We start from the raw sequence: 15,439 nt of genomic DNA, 5'->3' as shown, positions 1-15,439 counted from the left end.
ATCGGTGACGCCTCCACAGTAGGCGCGCGCCCCGGGGGTCGGGTGCGGTCCACGCCGCCGCAGCGGGCACGGTCGTGGGTGAAGATCACCCGGCGGTGTGGCGCTGAGCGAACGCCATGAGGTCGCGCCGCTCGATCGCCGCCGCCATCAGATCCGGGAACGCGTCCGGAGTGCAGGCGAACGCGGGCACCCCGAGCGCCGCCAGCGCCGCCGCGTTCTCGTGGTCGTACGCCGGTGCCCCCTCGTCGGAGAGCGCCAGCAGCGCCACCACCTGCACCCCGGCCGCGGTCAGCTCCGCCACCCGGCGCAGCATCTGCTCCCGCACGCCGCCCTCGTACAGGTCGCTGACGAGCACGACGATGGTCTCCCGCGGGCGGGTGACGAGCTGCTGCGCGTACGCCAAGGCCCGGTTGATGTCCGTGCCGCCGCCGAGCTGTGTCCCGAACAGCACCTCCACCGGGTCGCTGAGCTGTTCCGTCAGGTCGACCACGGCGGTGTCGAAAACCACCAGCGACGTGCGCAGCGACCGCACCGACGCCAGCACGGCCGCGAACACCCCGGCGAACACCACCGAGGCGGCCATCGAGCCGGACTGGTCGACGCAGAGCACCACGTCGCGGTGCACCGCCGAGGCGCGCCGGTCGTACCCGATCAGCCGCTGCGGGATCACCGTCCGATGTGTCGGCTGGTAGTGCCGCAGGTTGGCGCGGATCGTACGGTTCCAGTCGATGTCGGCGTGCCGCGGCCGGTGGATCCGGGCCGCCCGGTTCAGGGCGCCCATGATCGCGGCGCGGGTCCGCTGCTCCAGGCGGCGCTCCAGGTCGTCGACGACCGTGCGGACCACCCGCCGGGCGGCCTGCTTGGCCTCGGCGGGCATGACCCCGTTGAGCGACAGCAGGGTGCCCACGAGGTGGACGTCAGGCTCGACCGCCGCCAGCATCTCCGGCTCCAGCAGCAGCCGGGACAGGTCCAGCCGCTCGATCGCGTCGGCCTGCATGACCTGCACCACCGTGCTGGGGAAGTACTCCCGGATGTCGCCGAGCCAGCGCGCGACCCGCGGCGCGGAGCCGCCGAGCCCACCGGAGCGGCCGGGCCGCCGGTCGGCGCCGGGCTCCTGCTCGGCGGCGTCGTACAGTGCGGCCAGGGCGGCGTCCATGGCTCCGTCGCGGCCCGTGGCGGCGCCGAGGGATTCCTGCGCGGGGCCGCCCAGCACGAGCCGCCACCGGCGCAGCCGTTCCCGGCGGGCCGGGTCGTCCGGATCGGTCATCGCTGCGCCTCCCATGCGTGGATGTCGTGACCCAGCAAGGCGCTCAGGGTCGGCAGCACGGCCGCGGCGCGGTCGTGGTCCAGCGCGGCGGCCGGGCCACCGGTGCGCCGGCCCGACGAGGCGTCGGCCACGCGCTCGCCGATGGCCCGGCGCTCGCCGGCCGCGAACCCGCCGAACGTACGGCGCAGCAGCGGCAGCACGTCGTCGAACGCCTCGGCGGGAATGTCGGCGAGCCACGCGTCGAGCAGGCTCAGCAGCGCATCATCGTGCACCAGGAGCAACCCGCCGCCGGACAGGAACCCCTCGACCCAGGCGGCGCCGTGCGCGGGCGGGGTGCCGACCGTCAACGGCAGCCGCAAACGGCGGCGCACCTCGGTGTCGTCGAGGCGCCCGGCATCGTGCAACAGCCGGGTGACCCGGCCCGCCAGCAGCCCGTGCAGGTCGGCGCGGGCCGCCACCGCGGACAGCGTGGCCAACCAGCGGTCCCGCAACGCCGCGTCGTCGAGCAGCGCCACCGCGGAATGCACGCCGTCGACCTGTTTGCGCAGCTCCTTGGCGGCGGAGTCGGCGACCGCCCCGGCCGCCGCGGGCAGTCCCGCGCAGACCCGGTCGAACAGGCTCGTCGTCACCGCCGCCAGCCCCGCCACGTCGGTCCGGCGGACGTCGCCGTAGCGCAGCGTGCGGGCGAGCGCCGGAATCGCGGCCATCAGGTGCCCGACGTCGGCGTCGGCGGCGGCGCGGGCGTCCAGCGCCACCAGCACCGGCGGGTACGCGTCGGTCAGATCGGCCAGCAGGCACGCCTCCACCAGTGCGGTGACCTCGGCGAGCGAGGTGGCCGCCCCGGCCGCCTCGGTGACCCGGGCGGTGGCCGCGGCGCTCACCGTGGTGCCGTACATGCTCTGTTCCACGAGCTGCACCGCGAACTCCGGCTGCCAGCGCAGCCGCCACGCCTCCCGGAACGTGCCCATGCCCCGCCGCGCCGCGTCGGGCTCACCCCACGGCACACCGATGCGGCGCAGCCGGTGCAGCAGCCGGCTGCGCCGCAGGTCGATGTCGCGCCGCAGGTCCAGCTCCAGCACCCGGTCGAGCGCTTCCGGCTTCAGCCGTACGGAGCGCTGCTGCGCGGCCAGGTCCCGGGCGAGCGGCACCGCGGGCATCGCCTCCGGTACCCCGCCGAGCCGTTCGCCGACGATCAGGCGGCGGCCGATCAGTTCCGTACGCAGCGGCTCGCCGTCGCACATCACGGCCTCCGCGGCCTCGGTCACCTCGGCCAGCCCCGCGAGCGGGCGCCCGCGCAGGGTCGCCAGCGCCTCGGCGAGCCGGGCCGCCTCGATGACGTGTGCGGACGAGGTGGGCACCCCCTCGGCCCGCAGCACCCCGGCGGCGTCCACCAGCCAGCGCGGCACCACCTCGTCGACGGTGCTGAACAGGTGGTGGTACCAGCCGGGGGAGCGTACCCCGGCCCCGTAGCCGGACGCGGTGGCCAGCCGCCCGTACGTCCACGGGACCCAGGTGAACGCGACCTTCGCCCTGCGGTGGCCCTTGAGCAGCGCCGCGTCGTCCTTGACCGGCACCGCGCGGGCCAGCGCGGGAACGTGCCAGGCCCCGCACACCACGGCCACCTCCTGCCCGGTACGCCGCACCTCGCGCAGCACGGTCCGCATGTACGCCTCGCGCACCAGATCCTCGGGATCGTCGGGAGTGGACTCCCGCAGCGCGGTCATCGCCTCGGCGATCGCGGCGAACGCGGGCATCCCCCGGTGCTCGACGACGTCCTCCCACCAGCGTTCCGGGTCGTCGTACCCGGCCGCGGCCGCGAGCGCCCCGATCGGGTCGGCCGGTCGTGCCGTGCCCGCTCGCGGCGTGCCCGCGGTGCGGTACGCGTACGGAAGGTCGAAGAAGCGCACCGGCACGCCGTGGGTGACCGCCCACCGCAGCGCCTGCCACTCGGGGGAGAACACCGCGAACGGCCAGAACGCGGCGTGGCGCGGGTCGTCGACCGCGTAACCGAGCAGCGCCACGGGCGGGGTCAGCTGCTCGTCGGCAGCCCACTGCACCAGCTCGTCCGCCTCGGGTGGCCCCTCGATCAGCAGGATCTCGGGGCGCTGCCGGTCCAGCTCCTGCAGCAGCGCGCGGGCCGAGCCGGGCCCGTGGTGGCGGATGCCGTACAGCTGCTCAGGCATCGCGGGCGGCGCGGTAGAAGTCGCTCCAGTCGGGCCGCTCCCGCACGACCGTCTCCAGGTACTCGCGCCAGACCACGCGGTCGGAGACCGGGTCCTTGACGACCGCGCCGACGATGCCGGCGGCGACGTCCGCGGCGCGCAGGCGACCGTCGCCGAAATGCGCGGCCAGCGCCATGCCATTGGTGACCACGGAGATCGCCTCGGCTGGGGACAGGGTGGCGGTGGGGGACTTGAGCTTCGTCCGGCCGTCCTCGGTGAGCCCGCCGCGCAGCTCGCGGAACACCGTGACCACCCGCCGGATCTCGTCGAGCGCGGCCGGCACCTCGGGCAACTCCAGCGCCCGGCCGAGCTGGGCGACCCGGCGGGCCACGATCTCCACCTCCTCGTCGGCGGATGCCGGGACGGGCAGGACCACGGTGTTGAACCGGCGGCGCAGCGCGCTGGACAGCTCGTTGACCCCGCGGTCGCGGTCGTTGGCGGTCGCGATGAGGTTGAACCCGCGCTGCGCCGGCACCTCCGTGTTCAGCTCGGGCACGGGCAGCGTCTTCTCCGACAGGGTCGTGATCAGGGCGTCCTGGACGTCGGAGGGGACCCGGGTCAGCTCCTCCACCCGCACGATCGAGCCGCGCTGCATCGCCCGCATCACCGGGCTGGGCACCAGCGCGGCCTCCGTGGGGCCCTCGGCGAGCAGGCGGGCGTAGTTCCAGCCGTACCGGATCGCCTCCTCGGCGGTGCCGGCCGTACCCTGCACCAGCAGCGTGGAGTCACCGGAGATCGCGGCGGCCAGGTGCTCGGACACCCACGTCTTCGCGGTGCCGGGCACGCCGAGCAGCAGCAGAGCCCGGTCGGTGGCCAGTGTGGACACCGCCACCTCGATGAGCCGGCGCGGGCCCACGTACTTGGGGGTCACCTTCGTGCCGTCGCCGAGCAGGTACGTGACCACCGCCTGCGGGGACAGCCGCCAGCCGGGCGGGCGGGGGCGGTCGTCGGCGGCGGCCAGCAGGGCCAGCTCCTCGGCGTACTGGTCCTCGGCGTGGGGACGCACAGCGGTCACTGCAACTCCTGAAGCATCTCGTGGCGGAAGATGAGGGTCCGGGCGAGCTCCGCGACCGGGCGCACCCGGGACGGGTCGGCGGGTTCGGCGTCCAGCTCGGCCGCGAGCCGCGCGACGGCCGCGGCGTACGTGGTGGGCATGGCCATGGCGGCCGCGCGGCACAGCTCGCCGAGCTGCCAGCTGTGCCGGTCGTGGCGTGCGCGGTGGGCGATCGTCTCGATCACGGCGACCGCCAGCTCGTCGGGCCACCGGCCCGGGTGGACGGCGAGCAGCCGGTGTGCGACGTGGTCCTCGCGGCGCAGCGCGTCCGCGGCGAGGCGGCCGAGCTCGGCGGCCGGCAGGACGAGGTGCAGATCCCAGCGCACCGCCTCGCGCAGGCCCGCGCCGCCGCGGCGGGCGTCCGCCGCGAGCAGGGCCGCCGCCCACTCCGGTGCCTGCTGGGCGATCGCCGCCTTGGCCCAGCCGTGCAGCAGCGGGGTTGCCCAGTCGTCGGCGCGGCCGAGCTCCACCACCGCCGCCGGGTCCCGGTCGAACGCGGTCGTCCAGGAATCGAGCGGGCTCCCGGCGATCACCTCCTCGAGCAGCCACGCCCCGATACCCATGCCGCGGGCCGGGGTGGCGCCCACACCGTCGCGGCGCAGCCCCGGGTCCAGCGTCTGCGGCGGGTCCACCGCGAGCCGGTCCGCACCGGCTCGGCCGCGGTCCACCCGGACGGCGGCGTGGGCCCGCCGCGCCATGCGCCGGGTCAGACTCGAGCCGGGAAGCCGTCGCAGCAGGTCCGCCGCGACGTCGCGGACCTCCCGGCGCGGATCGTCGAGCGCCCGTTCGAGGAACGGGTCGTCGGTGAGCGACAGGCCGGGGCCGAGCGCCGCCACGAACCGGGCGCGTTCCTCGGCCGGCTCGGTGTCCCAGCTCGCGGTCAGCAGGTCCCGCGCGGCGGCCGGATCGGCGGCCCGGATCCGGGACAGGTATGCCATCCGCTCGCCGGTCGACCCGGTGCGCCACACCTCGGGTCCGTCGTCGGCGGCACCGGGTGCCTCGTCGAGCAGCCATCGCCAGTCGGCCCGCTGGGCGGCGAGCCACGGGCCGCGCCGCCCGGCGACCATGCCCAGGGCAGGCCGCAGGGTGGCGTTGCGCCGCCCGGCGTCCAGCAGCGCGGGCAGTGCCTGCGCGGGGACGTGCCCGCCGCGCCGCGCCGCGGCCACCAGCCACTGGGCCAGCAGCTCCTGGGCCGTCTGGGCGCCGCCGGGCGCATCGCCGTCGAGGATCCGCAGCAGCCGGTCGGCTGCCGTGGCGGGCAGCGGTGCCTCCCGCTCCGGTGGCGCGGCCGGCACGGGCTGCTGCCCGGTGACCGGGGTGGTCCCGGCACGGCGATAGATCAGCGCGGCAGCGGCCGCTTCCAGCAGGGCCGCGGGCCCGGACGCTGACGGCTCGGACGCCGCGGGCCCTGGCTGCGCAGGCTCGGACGCCGCGGGCCCTGGCTGCGCAGGCTCGGACGCGGCGGGCCCAGGCTGCGCAGGCCCGGACGCCGCCTGCGTGGGCTGTGCCGACCGGGTGAGAGTGCGCCCGCCGACGGGTACGCCCGGCCGGTCCCACGGGCGGCGAGCCGTGCCCAGCAGCGCCGCGGCCAGCAGGTCGGCGGGCAGTTCCGGCGGCCGTTCGGGGCCGCCCGGCTCGAACGTGGGCGGGGCGGCCGGGACGTACCTCCCGTTGATCCACGCGGCGAGCGGACGCAGCCCGGCGGGCCCCCACTCGGCGGCCACCGTGGCGGGGGCGCCGCCCGCGGCCGCGAGCAACCACCACGGCTCGTGGTGGTCCGATGCCAACGGCAGGGCTTCCCCGGTCGTGTCGACAAGGTGGCCCGTCCGGGCCGGTGTCACGCCCGCGAGCAGCACCGGCGCGTCGTGGCGCCAGGGGTCGGCGGCCAGTGCCCGGGCCCATCCGGCCAGCGCGGCCCGGGCCGGGAGCGCCCCGGCCGGCTCGGCGCAGACGCCCGCGGCACTGTGCCGCTCGGCGACCAGGGCCCGCAGTGGTGCCGTGCCCGGGTAGAAACACACATCGGCCCGCAGCTCGGTGCCGGGGGTGAGATCGGCCGGCAGGGTCTGGCCCGCCGCCGCGAACGCCAGAACGAGAGCAAAGCGTCCACTGTCGACGCCGCGCAGCCAGGTGCGCCTCGTCGTGAGCGTACCGTCGTCGGTTTCGACCTGACCGAGCACCTGCCACCGGTCGGTGACGCGGGGCCCGGCGAGGACGTCGTCGGTGGCGACGGGAAAGCCGATGCGGGACCGGACCGTGGCCGCGAGGCCGGGCGGCAGCCCGTCGAGGCGCTCGTGGCCGGAGACCAGCAGGCGCAGCAGCCCCAGCTCGCCGAGGAGTCTGTCCGCCCACAGTGGACCGACGCCGACCAGGCCGCCCAGGCGCCGCACGGTCGCGGCGGCGGCGGGCGCCTGAGCGTCGACCAGCCGGGCGGCCATCGTCTCGAACGGCCGGTGACCCGCCTGCTCTGCCGCCGCCAGGCCCTGCTGCACCTGGTCGTCGAGCCAGCGGCGCAGCTCCGCCAGGCCGCCGGCGATCCGCTCCGCGCGCTGCTGGGCGCGCTGCCGTGCGCCGGCCGGATCGGCCGGGCCGGAGCCGCGCGGCGCCGCCGCCCGGGCGGCGCGGGCGGCCCGCGCCGCCCGCCACTCGGCCACGAACTGCGGGACCGGCCCGGTCGCCGGTTCCAGGCCGTCGGCCCAGCGCAGCAGCAGCCCGAGCGCGTGCTTGCACGGGATCTTGCGGCTGGGGCAGGAGCACTTGTACGCCGGGCCGGAAAGATCCACGCACACCTGATACGGCGTGGCGCCGCTGCCGCGGCACAGTCCCCACAGGACATCGTCGAGCAGACCCGCGCTGGACCAGTGGCCGGTGCCGCTCACCGCGCGGGCGGCGCGCAGCGAGGCTGGATCGGGCGCCAGCGCGGCGACCTGCTGTGCGCTCCAGCGCTCGATCGGGCTCAGCTCGTGATCGGCGCGCTGATCGTTGTCAGGAGGCAGTGCGGGCGGTGCGGGCAGTCGTTCAACGGGCACACGCCGCACTGTATGCGCGCGGTACGACGTTTCCGACCGGCTCCACGGCGTCGGGTTCCGCCTTGGGGACGATCCGCGCCGACCGCGCCCCGACGAGCACGGCGCCGAACGCGACGGCCATGCCCACGAGCTGCGCCGGGGTGAGTTCCTGCGCGAGTGCCGCCCAGCCCACCACGGTCGCCACGACGGGGGAGAGCAGCGCGAGCAGCGACACCTTGGTGGCGGGCAGGCGTTCCAGGCCCCGGAACCACATCGTGTACGCCAGCGCCGTGCCGATCAGCGACAGGTAGGCGTACCCGGCGAGGTTGCCGGCCGTGAGCGAACCGGGCAGCCCCTCGACGGCCAGGGTGACCGGCACGAGCATCAGCCCACCGGCGGTGAGCTGCCAGCCCGTCACGGTGAGCAGGGACGCGTTCGGGCGGCCCCAGCGCTTGGCCAGTACCAGCCCCAGCCCCATCGACACGGCGCCGCCGAGCCCGGCGAGCACGCCGATCGTGTCCAGCCGGGCCGAGGCGCTCAGCACGGCCATGGCGACCCCGGCCACGCCCGCGAGACCCGCCAGCACCGTACGCAGGGAGACCCGCTCGCTGAGCAGCAGCGCGGACAGCCCCGCCACGACCAGCGGCTGGGCGGCCCCGAGGACCGCGGCCATGCCGCCGGGCAGCCGGTACGCGCTGCAGAACAGCAGCGCGAAGAAGACCGCGATGTTGAGTGCGCCGAGCACCGCGGACCGCCACCACCAGTCGCCGCGGGGCAGCCGCCGGGTGAGGGCGAGCAGGAGCAGGCCGGCGGGCAGGGCGCGCAGGGTCGCGGCGAGCAGCGGCCGGTCCGGGGGGAGGAATTCGGTGGTCACCGCGTACGTGGTGCCCCAGGCGACCGGCGTGAGTGCCGTGACCAGCAGGACACGTGACATGAACCGACTCCCTCGACGCAAAGTATCTCGACATAAAGAGACTCGCTCGGAGTTCTCTCCTTGTCAAGAAGCTCGACATCGAGATAATCGACACATGGACCGTCCCCGCGGCGTGGACCGCATCATCGCGCAGTGGTCGCACGAGCGCCCCGAGCTCGACACCACCGCCATGTCGATCTTCGGCCGCATCTACCGGCTCGCCCGGCTGTCCGGCGACGAGGTCGAGCGGGCGTACGGCCGGCACGGCATCGGGCGGCCCGAGTTCGACGTCGTGGCCACGCTGCGGCGGGCCGGGGAGCCGTTCCAGCTGTCCCCCGGGGCGCTGGCCGCCTCGATGATGCTCAGCAGCGGCGGCACCACGGCCCGGCTGGACCGGCTCGAGAAGGCCGGCCTGGTGAGCCGCTCACCGGACCCGCACGACCGGCGCGGCGTCCTGGTCAGCCTGACCACGGAAGGGCGGCGGGTCGCCGACGCCGCGGTCGGCGCGGGGCTGGCCGAGCAGCAGCGCCTGCTGTCCCACCTGACCCCCGCGCAGCAGCGCGACCTGGATGCCCTGCTGCGCGCCGCGCTGGACCCCTACGAGGCCTGATCCGCGCCGTGGCCCGCGGGTACGGCCTCGTCGGCCCGCAGCGGCGGCGGGGTGCCCTCGCCGTACGGCCGCCCGCCCAGGGCCGCCCGCCCGTGCTCGGTCAGCCAGCCGGACAGATCCGGGCCGGCCGGCACGATCCGCGTCGGATTGATGTCGGAGTGCACCACGTAGTAGTGCTGCTTGATGTGCACGAAGTCGATCGTGTCGCCGAAGCCGGGAGTCTGGAACAGGTCCCGCGCGTACGCCCACAGCACCGGCATCTCGGTCAGCTTCTGCCGGTTGCACTTGAAGTGGCCGTGGTACACGGCGTCGAAGCGGGCCAGCGTGGTGAACAGCCGCACGTCCGCCTCGGTGATGGTGTCCCCGACCAGGTAGCGGCGGTCCGCCAGTCGCTGCGACAGCCAGTCCAGGCGGTCGAACAGCCTCCGGTACGCCTTCTCGTACGCCTCCTGGGTGCCCGCGAAACCCGCCCGGTAGACGCCGTTGTTGACGTCGGCGAACACGTACCGGTTGACCTCGTCGATCTCGTCGCGCAGATGCTCCGGGTAGAGCTGCGGTGCGCCCTCGCGGTGGTGCTTCCTCCACTCCAGACTCAGGTCGATCGTGATCTGCGCGAAGTCGTTCGTGACCACCTGCCCGGTCGGTACGTCCACGATCGCGGGCACGGTGATGCCCTTGTCGTACTCCGGGAACCGGGCGAAGAACGCCTCCTGCAGCCGCTCGATGCCGAGCACCGGGTCGCGGCCGCCCGGGTCCAGGTCGAACGTCCAGCTCCGCGCGTCGTGCGTGGGCCCGGCGATGGCCATGGACAGGACGTCCTCCAGGCCGAGCAGGCGGCGCACGATGATCGCGCGGTTGGCCCACGGGCAGGCTCGGCTGACCACGAGCCGGTACCGGCCGGGCTCGACGGGGTAGCCGTCGCGGCCGTCGGCGGTGATCCGGGTGCTGATGTAGCGCTGGTCGCGGGTGAATTCACCGGACGGATTGACGTACGCCATGGCTCCCATCCTGCCGCGCCATGGGTCCCGCCGCCCGTCCAACCGGGCGGGCCCCGATCCGGGTAGCGTCTGGGTGCGGAGGGTGCCGGTGGCAGAGGAGCTGACGTTTCACCTGTTCGGGCCGCTGCGGGTGAGCGGCGCGCCGGGGCGGGCGTACCCGCTCGGCGCACGTACCCCGCGGGCCCTGCTCGCCCTGCTGTTGCTGCGGCCCGGCACGCTCGTCGGCCTGACGGAGATCATCGCCCAGCTCTGGCCGGGCGCGCCCCCGCCGGACGCCGCCGCGGACGTCGGCAACCACGTCGCCGCCCTGCGCGCCGCGCTCGGCACCGCCGGGCCGGTCCTGGTCGCCCGCGAGACCGGCTACCTCGTGGACGTCGAGCCCGACGCCGTCGACGTGTGCCGGTTCGCGGCCGGTGCGGCGGCGGGACGGGCGGCGGTGACCGCCGGGCAGCCGGCGCAGGCGGTCCGGACACTGGACGCGGCGCTCGCCGAGTGGCGCGGCGCCCCGCTCGCCGAGTTCTCGGGCGAGCCGTTCGCCGGGCCGACGATCGCCCACCTGGAGAATCTGCGCGCCCAGGCGGTGCAGGACCGCGCGGAGGCCCGGCTGCAGCTCGGCGACGCCGGGTGGTGCGTCACCGAGCTGGGCGAGCTGGTGCGGGAGATGCCGTACCGGGAACGGCTGTGGGAGCTGTACGCGGCGGCGTTGTACCGGGACGGGCGCCAGGCCGACGCGCTGGCGGCGATCACGCGGGTGCGGGATCTGCTGTTCGAGGAACTCGGCATCGGGGACGGCCCGGGGCTGCGCGCACTCGAACGGGCCATCCGGAACGACGACGCGGCGGTCGTGCCCGGCGCGGCCACGACCGACCGCCCGCGCGGTTGACGCTCAGCCCGCGGTGCGCTCGCGGAAGTCCGTCAGCGGGGACGGGCGCGACAGGCCCGCCGGGGCGTTCCACTTCTGCGCGGTCTTGCCGTCACACGTACGCAGCACGATGCGGCTGATCGGCGGCCCGGTGTACCTGGGCGAGTCGTACACCTCGGGTGCCGTGGCCTTGAGATCGGAGACGGCCAGGCACAGCCCGGCGGTGGTCGGGTGGGCGCCGTCGGCGATCTGGTAGCTGGTGGCGTAGTTGCCGGTGTAGCCGTACACCGTCCAGGTCAGCTCCGCCGGCAGCGTGCCGGACGGGCAGGCCACCACGGTCGGGTACGCCGCGGTCGTGCCGGGACTCTTCAGGCAGTAGTCCGTGCCGCCGTCGGTGACGTAGATACGCCCGGTGCCGGTGTTGTTCGGCCCGCTCGTCGCCGGCATCTTCCACCGCTGGTTCCACAGCACGTTGTTGGGGTTGGGCGCCTGCTTGCACGGCCAGGCGATCAGGTACGACGCGCTCTTGTTCGCCTCGGTGATGTCCAGGCAGCGTCCGAACTGCTGGTAGTTCACGAGCTGACCGGTGGCCGGGCCGGCGGCTCCGGCCCCGACGGTCGCATCCGGCTGGAACGTCTGCTTGTTGTCGTAGTTGCCCCCGCAGTTGCCGCCCTTGCCGAGCACGACCGGGCTGCCCGCGGTGTCCGGCTGCTGGACGTTGAAGCAGAAACCGTCCAGCGTCGCGCCGTCGCTGGTGCCCATGAGGTTCGCGACGTCGTTGGCGCTCCACTGCTGACGCGCCGCGGCTGGGCTGGTCCCGGTGCACTTCTGCAGCACGACCGGGGCGCCCACGGTGTGCGGGGTGCCGGCGTCCAGGCACATGCCGGCCGAGTTCGCCGACGTCCGCGACGATACGAGCGTGATGGTCAGGTCCCGGTTGTACGAGAACAGCTGCGACGGTGGCTGCGGGGCGTCCCCGCACGGCTGCATCGTCACCGGGGTGCCCGCGGCCGGATCCGCCGAGCCGGCGTCGATGCACAGATCCACCCGGGAACTGCGGACGTGGATCTGGCCGCCCGGGATGTTCTCGTTGGACGTACGGAACGCGTAGGTCGCCTGCAGCGTGCGGGCGCCGGCGGTGTGCGCGTCGAAGGTCCCGGTCGCACCCGCCACGCCGGTCGACACGAGCACCGCGGTGCCGGGCTGCTCGGCGAGCGCGGGGCCGAGCGCGTTGCCGTCCAGGTCCCGGTACTCGATCGTGACGCGGTAGCGTTCGCCGCCGTCCGGCGCGGCGTTGCCGCTGAGCGCCGCGGTCGGCAGGCGGGCCGCGTCGCCCGCGCCGGTGCCGTCGACCGACGCGCGGATCTGGCCCATCGCGGCGTCGAGGCCTGCCTCGGCGGCGTGCAGCGCACGGGTGCGGTCCGAGCTGTCGCGGGTGCCGTGCACCTGTTCGAGGACCGCGGGGACCAGCAGCGCGCTCATGGTCAGGCCGACCAGAGTGAGCAGCATCGCGATGGGCAGCGACCCCCGGTCGGTGCCGTCGGATGTCGTGCGGCGGCGCAGTCTCATGCCGGCCTCCCCTCGCCGCAGACGTTGTCCGACGGGGTGTCGCGGGACGTGTTGAGTGCCGTGAACGTGAACCTCGCCGTGCTGGTCGCCCGTCCGGCGCTGGACGTGAGCTGCAACCGCAGCAGCATGTAGTCCGGGACGAAGTCGCCGCCGACCGGGGCGCCGGGCTGGGGCTTGTTGTCGGCCAGGGTCCGTTGGAACGGGGCCGGAACGCCGCCGCCGGGCAGCACGATCTGCGAGGCGATGGTCTGTCCGGCCGTACCCGGTGCCGGTGGGTGCCCGGGGGCCCAGCGCAGCAGCTGCAGCACCCCGACCGCCCCGGTGGACCCGGCGCCGGGGGCGGGGGCCAGCCGCAGCTGGTGGCATTCGAGCTGGGTCGTGGCCGGGTTCGGGGTGAGGTACTCGACGTACCAGGCGCCGCCGACCGGCGTCGCGTTGGGTGCGGTGATCCCGGAGGAGTAGCGGACGTCCTGGTCCAGTCGTTCGACCGCGAGGTGCAACTGGCTCTGCACCGTGGCGCCGTTCGTGCCCTTGTCGACCGCGTGGTAGACGTCCAGCACGGCGTTGGTGAAGATCGTCATGAGCACCCCGAGGATGCTCATCGCGATCATCACTTCGAGCAGGGTCACGCCCTCGTCGCCGCGGCGGGGCCGGCGCCGCCACGTACGCATCACGGCCCTCACGGCAGCACCGTCCAGTCGAACATCACCACGGCGTACTTGTTGGTGGAGTCCACGGCCTTGAGCGTCACGCGGAACGTCCCGGGGAGGGTCGGGGTGCCGGTGATCACGCCGGTCCGGCCGGGACCGGCCTTGACCGACAGTCCCGGTGGCAGGCCCGTCGCCGACCAGGTGACCGTGCTGGCGCTGCCGCCGGTCACGTCCGTGGTCAGTGTCACGGCCTTGCCGACCGTGCCGGTCTGCTCGGGCGCGGCCGGGTCGGGCGCACTGATGATCATGTCGTTGGGCTGGCTCGGCAGCACGTTCCACAGGAACGTCGTCTCGACCCGGTCGCCGTTCGCGTCCGTGACGTAGACCGTGGTGAAGAACCGGCTCGCGTAGGTGATCTTGCCGGTGATCTTCCCGGTGGCCGGGTCGATCGAGATGTCGGACGGGTCCCCGGGCACGTTCATGATCGAGTACGTGTACGGCGCGGCCCCGCCCGACGGTGCGGGCACGGAGAAGCTCACGGTGTCGCGGACGTGGTCCGTGCGGGTCGTCATCCCGGGCACGGCCAGGGTCACCACGGTCCAGGTGAAGCTCACCTGGGTGCTGCGGCCCGGCTTGTCCGTGGCGGTGACCGTGACCCGGGAGACCGTACGGCTGGTCGCGGTCGGGGTGCCGGAGACGACCCCGGTGTTCGGGTCGATGACCAGGCCGTCGGGCAGGCCGGTGGCGTTCCAGGCGACCGGGTCGACGCCGTGGGTCAGGCCCATCGCCAGCCAGGCCGGTGAGCCGGCGCGGGTGCTCTGGTCGCCGGGGCTCACCAGCACCGGAGCGGCCCAGATCGTCCACGGGAAGTTGGCGCTGGCGGTGCGCCCGCGCCGGTCCTTCACCGTGGCCGTCACGGTGTAGACCACGTCCGTGCCGGGATCGTCCGGGGTGCCGGTGACCTGGCCCCCGGGCGTCGCGGTCAGGCCCGGCGGCAGGCCGGTGAAGCTCCAGGTCAGCGGCAGGGTGCCGCCGGTGGAGGTGAGTTGCAGCCCGGGCGTGGCGATCTTGGCGTAGCCGGTCTGTGCGCCCGGGTCGTCGACCTTCGGGGCGGGCCGGTCGAGGTTGAAGACCGGGTCGGGCGCGGAGCTGATCAGGGTGGTCGTCACGTACGCGCAGGAGCCGGCCGGGCAGGCCCGGTCCGGCCAGGTGACGGCGGCCACGACGCGCAGGAACGGCACGTCCGCCTTCGCCGGGTCGGGGTCGGACGCCGCGGGGTCGTCGCACGAGCCCGCGGAACCGAACTGCTGCCGGCAGATGCCCAGATACCAGTTCTGGGAGTACGAGACGCCGTTGACCGGCGTCACGACCGCGCTGGTGGGCAGCCCCGCCGCGGCACCCGCGCCGGAGCCCGCCTTCAGCAGCGTGTCCCACGCCGGGGACATACTCTGCAGGTACGGCCGGACCGGGCTCGGGGCGGCGGTCCACTGCGCGTTGGTGGCCATCTCGCTGCGCCCGGCCAGGGCGGTGGTGCCGGTCAGCGCGCGGGCGCGTTCGACGGCGTCACCGGCGAGCTGGATGGCGACCTGCCGGGCCCGCTGATCCGACACCACCGCCAGGGACCGGATCAGGAACGGGGCGAGCGCGGTCATCACCGTGCCGATCACGGCGAGCGAGACCAGCACCTCGACCAGCGTGAACCCGCGGTCGTCGGCCCGGTCGGGGGCGCGCTGCAGCGAGCACGCGGCTCGGCATGCTGCAGCGGTGCGCATCGGCTCTCCCCTGCCGCCGGGCGGCGCGTACGGTGCACTGGACTTTCACACCGATCGGCGGGCGGGCGGCCCCGGGTTAGGAAACCGGCCGGCGCGGCGCCGGGAGAGGTGAGCCGTGGGTCAGGCGTTCTGCCAGAGGCCGATGAGGTTGCCCTCGGTGTCCTGCACGTACGCGCTGAAGCCCATGGTGCCCACGGGCTGGCGGCCGATGGCGATCGTGCCGCCCAGCTTCTCGATGCGGGTGAGGGCGTCGTCGAGGTCCTCGACCCCGACCGTGATCACCGGCGAGGTGATCTGCGCCTGCCGTTTCAGCATCCCGCCGTTGATGCCGCCGGTCTCGCTGGGCCGCCCGCGGTCGTCGGTCGGGGTCGTGGTCACCATCGTGTACGCGAAGTCCGGCATCGCGTCGAGCTTCCAGCCGAACGCCTCGCGGTAGAACGTGTGCGCCCGCTCAGCGTCGTCGAACGGGACCTCGAAATGGACGACTCTGTCCATGACCTGCCTCCTCGCAAACAAC

The 15,439-nt window shown here is 74.6% G+C and carries 12 protein-coding genes; 2 read left to right on the top strand and 10 right to left on the bottom strand.

What is annotated here, in order from left to right; genetic code table 11:
• Positions 1-85 precede the first annotated feature (85 nt).
• Genes ACMCNK_RS11625 through ACMCNK_RS11605 form a run of 5 tightly spaced genes read right to left on the bottom strand, consistent with a single transcriptional unit; the run spans position 86 to position 8,482 of the window.
• On the bottom strand, positions 86-1,267 hold the full coding sequence (locus ACMCNK_RS11625; protein WP_412736407.1) for a VWA domain-containing protein: 1,182 nt from the start codon (positions 1,265-1,267) through the stop codon (positions 86-88).
• Complete coding sequence (locus ACMCNK_RS11620; RefSeq protein WP_412736406.1) at positions 1,264-3,450, bottom strand: DUF5682 family protein; 2,187 nt, start codon at positions 3,448-3,450, stop codon at positions 1,264-1,266. The genes ACMCNK_RS11625 and ACMCNK_RS11620 overlap by 4 nt, the downstream gene beginning before the upstream one ends.
• Complete coding sequence (locus ACMCNK_RS11615; RefSeq protein ID WP_412736405.1) at positions 3,443-4,504, bottom strand: ATP-binding protein; 1,062 nt, start codon at positions 4,502-4,504, stop codon at positions 3,443-3,445. The genes ACMCNK_RS11620 and ACMCNK_RS11615 overlap by 8 nt, the downstream gene beginning before the upstream one ends.
• Positions 4,501-7,569, bottom strand: a complete 3,069-nt coding sequence (locus ACMCNK_RS11610) for a DUF5691 domain-containing protein (protein ID WP_412736404.1) — start codon at positions 7,567-7,569, stop codon at positions 4,501-4,503. The genes ACMCNK_RS11615 and ACMCNK_RS11610 overlap by 4 nt, the downstream gene beginning before the upstream one ends.
• A complete protein-coding gene (locus tag ACMCNK_RS11605) occupies positions 7,559-8,482 on the bottom strand; it encodes an EamA family transporter (protein ID WP_412736403.1) in 924 nt (307 codons plus the stop codon). The genes ACMCNK_RS11610 and ACMCNK_RS11605 overlap by 11 nt, the downstream gene beginning before the upstream one ends.
• A 94-nt stretch (positions 8,483-8,576) precedes the next feature.
• Between ACMCNK_RS11605 and ACMCNK_RS11600 the strand changes: the two genes are divergently transcribed.
• Positions 8,577-9,071, top strand: coding sequence for a MarR family winged helix-turn-helix transcriptional regulator (locus tag ACMCNK_RS11600; protein ID WP_412736402.1), 495 nt, complete (start codon positions 8,577-8,579; stop codon positions 9,069-9,071).
• Here ACMCNK_RS11600 and ACMCNK_RS11595 read toward each other — a convergent pair.
• Positions 9,059-10,069, bottom strand: coding sequence for a glutathione S-transferase family protein (locus ACMCNK_RS11595; RefSeq protein ID WP_412736401.1), 1,011 nt, complete (start codon positions 10,067-10,069; stop codon positions 9,059-9,061). The two genes, ACMCNK_RS11600 and ACMCNK_RS11595, sit on opposite strands and share 13 nt — an antisense overlap.
• A gap of 88 nt (positions 10,070-10,157) precedes the next feature.
• On the opposite strand from ACMCNK_RS11595, the gene ACMCNK_RS11590 reads away from it, so the two are divergent.
• Positions 10,158-10,952, top strand: coding sequence for an AfsR/SARP family transcriptional regulator (locus ACMCNK_RS11590; protein WP_412736400.1), 795 nt, complete (start codon positions 10,158-10,160; stop codon positions 10,950-10,952).
• A gap of 3 nt (positions 10,953-10,955) precedes the next feature.
• On the opposite strand, the gene ACMCNK_RS11585 is transcribed toward ACMCNK_RS11590, so the two are convergent.
• The 4 genes from ACMCNK_RS11585 to ACMCNK_RS11570 form a co-directional block, all read right to left on the bottom strand.
• On the bottom strand, positions 10,956-12,500 hold the full coding sequence (locus ACMCNK_RS11585; RefSeq protein WP_412736399.1) for a ricin-type beta-trefoil lectin domain protein: 1,545 nt from the start codon (positions 12,498-12,500) through the stop codon (positions 10,956-10,958).
• Positions 12,497-13,183, bottom strand: coding sequence for a PilW family protein (locus ACMCNK_RS11580; RefSeq protein ID WP_412736398.1), 687 nt, complete (start codon positions 13,181-13,183; stop codon positions 12,497-12,499). The genes ACMCNK_RS11585 and ACMCNK_RS11580 overlap by 4 nt, the downstream gene beginning before the upstream one ends.
• Entirely contained in the window at positions 13,180-14,922 is a 1,743-nt protein-coding gene (locus ACMCNK_RS11575; protein ID WP_412736397.1) for a putative Ig domain-containing protein, read from the bottom strand. The genes ACMCNK_RS11580 and ACMCNK_RS11575 overlap by 4 nt, the downstream gene beginning before the upstream one ends.
• Positions 14,923-15,042: 120 nt before the next feature.
• Complete coding sequence (locus ACMCNK_RS11570) at positions 15,043-15,417, bottom strand: VOC family protein (protein ID WP_412736396.1); 375 nt, start codon at positions 15,415-15,417, stop codon at positions 15,043-15,045.
• Positions 15,418-15,439: the final 22 nt, after the last annotated feature.

It is taken from the genome of Krasilnikovia sp. MM14-A1259 (genome assembly GCF_047159535.1).
GTDB lineage: Bacteria > Actinomycetota > Actinomycetes > Mycobacteriales > Micromonosporaceae > Actinoplanes.
This window is presented reverse-complemented; position numbering and strand designations above follow the sequence as displayed.

What these genes read in the sequence shown, in the direction of transcription:
- ACMCNK_RS11625 (WP_412736407.1), bottom strand. Translation starts at nt 1,267, where the DNA reads ATGACCGATCCGGACGACCCGGCCCGCCGGGAACGGCTGCGCCGGTGG.
- ACMCNK_RS11620 (WP_412736406.1), bottom strand. Translation starts at nt 3,450, where the DNA reads ATGCCTGAGCAGCTGTACGGCATCCGCCACCACGGGCCCGGCTCGGCC.
- ACMCNK_RS11605 (WP_412736403.1), bottom strand. Translation starts at nt 8,482, where the DNA reads ATGTCACGTGTCCTGCTGGTCACGGCACTCACGCCGGTCGCCTGGGGC.
- ACMCNK_RS11600 (WP_412736402.1), top strand. Translation starts at nt 8,577, where the DNA reads ATGGACCGTCCCCGCGGCGTGGACCGCATCATCGCGCAGTGGTCGCAC.
- ACMCNK_RS11595 (WP_412736401.1), bottom strand. Translation starts at nt 10,069, where the DNA reads ATGGCGTACGTCAATCCGTCCGGTGAATTCACCCGCGACCAGCGCTAC.
- ACMCNK_RS11585 (WP_412736399.1), bottom strand. Translation starts at nt 12,500, where the DNA reads ATGAGACTGCGCCGCCGCACGACATCCGACGGCACCGACCGGGGGTCG.
- ACMCNK_RS11575 (WP_412736397.1), bottom strand. Translation starts at nt 14,922, where the DNA reads ATGCGCACCGCTGCAGCATGCCGAGCCGCGTGCTCGCTGCAGCGCGCC.
- ACMCNK_RS11570 (WP_412736396.1), bottom strand. Translation starts at nt 15,417, where the DNA reads ATGGACAGAGTCGTCCATTTCGAGGTCCCGTTCGACGACGCTGAGCGG.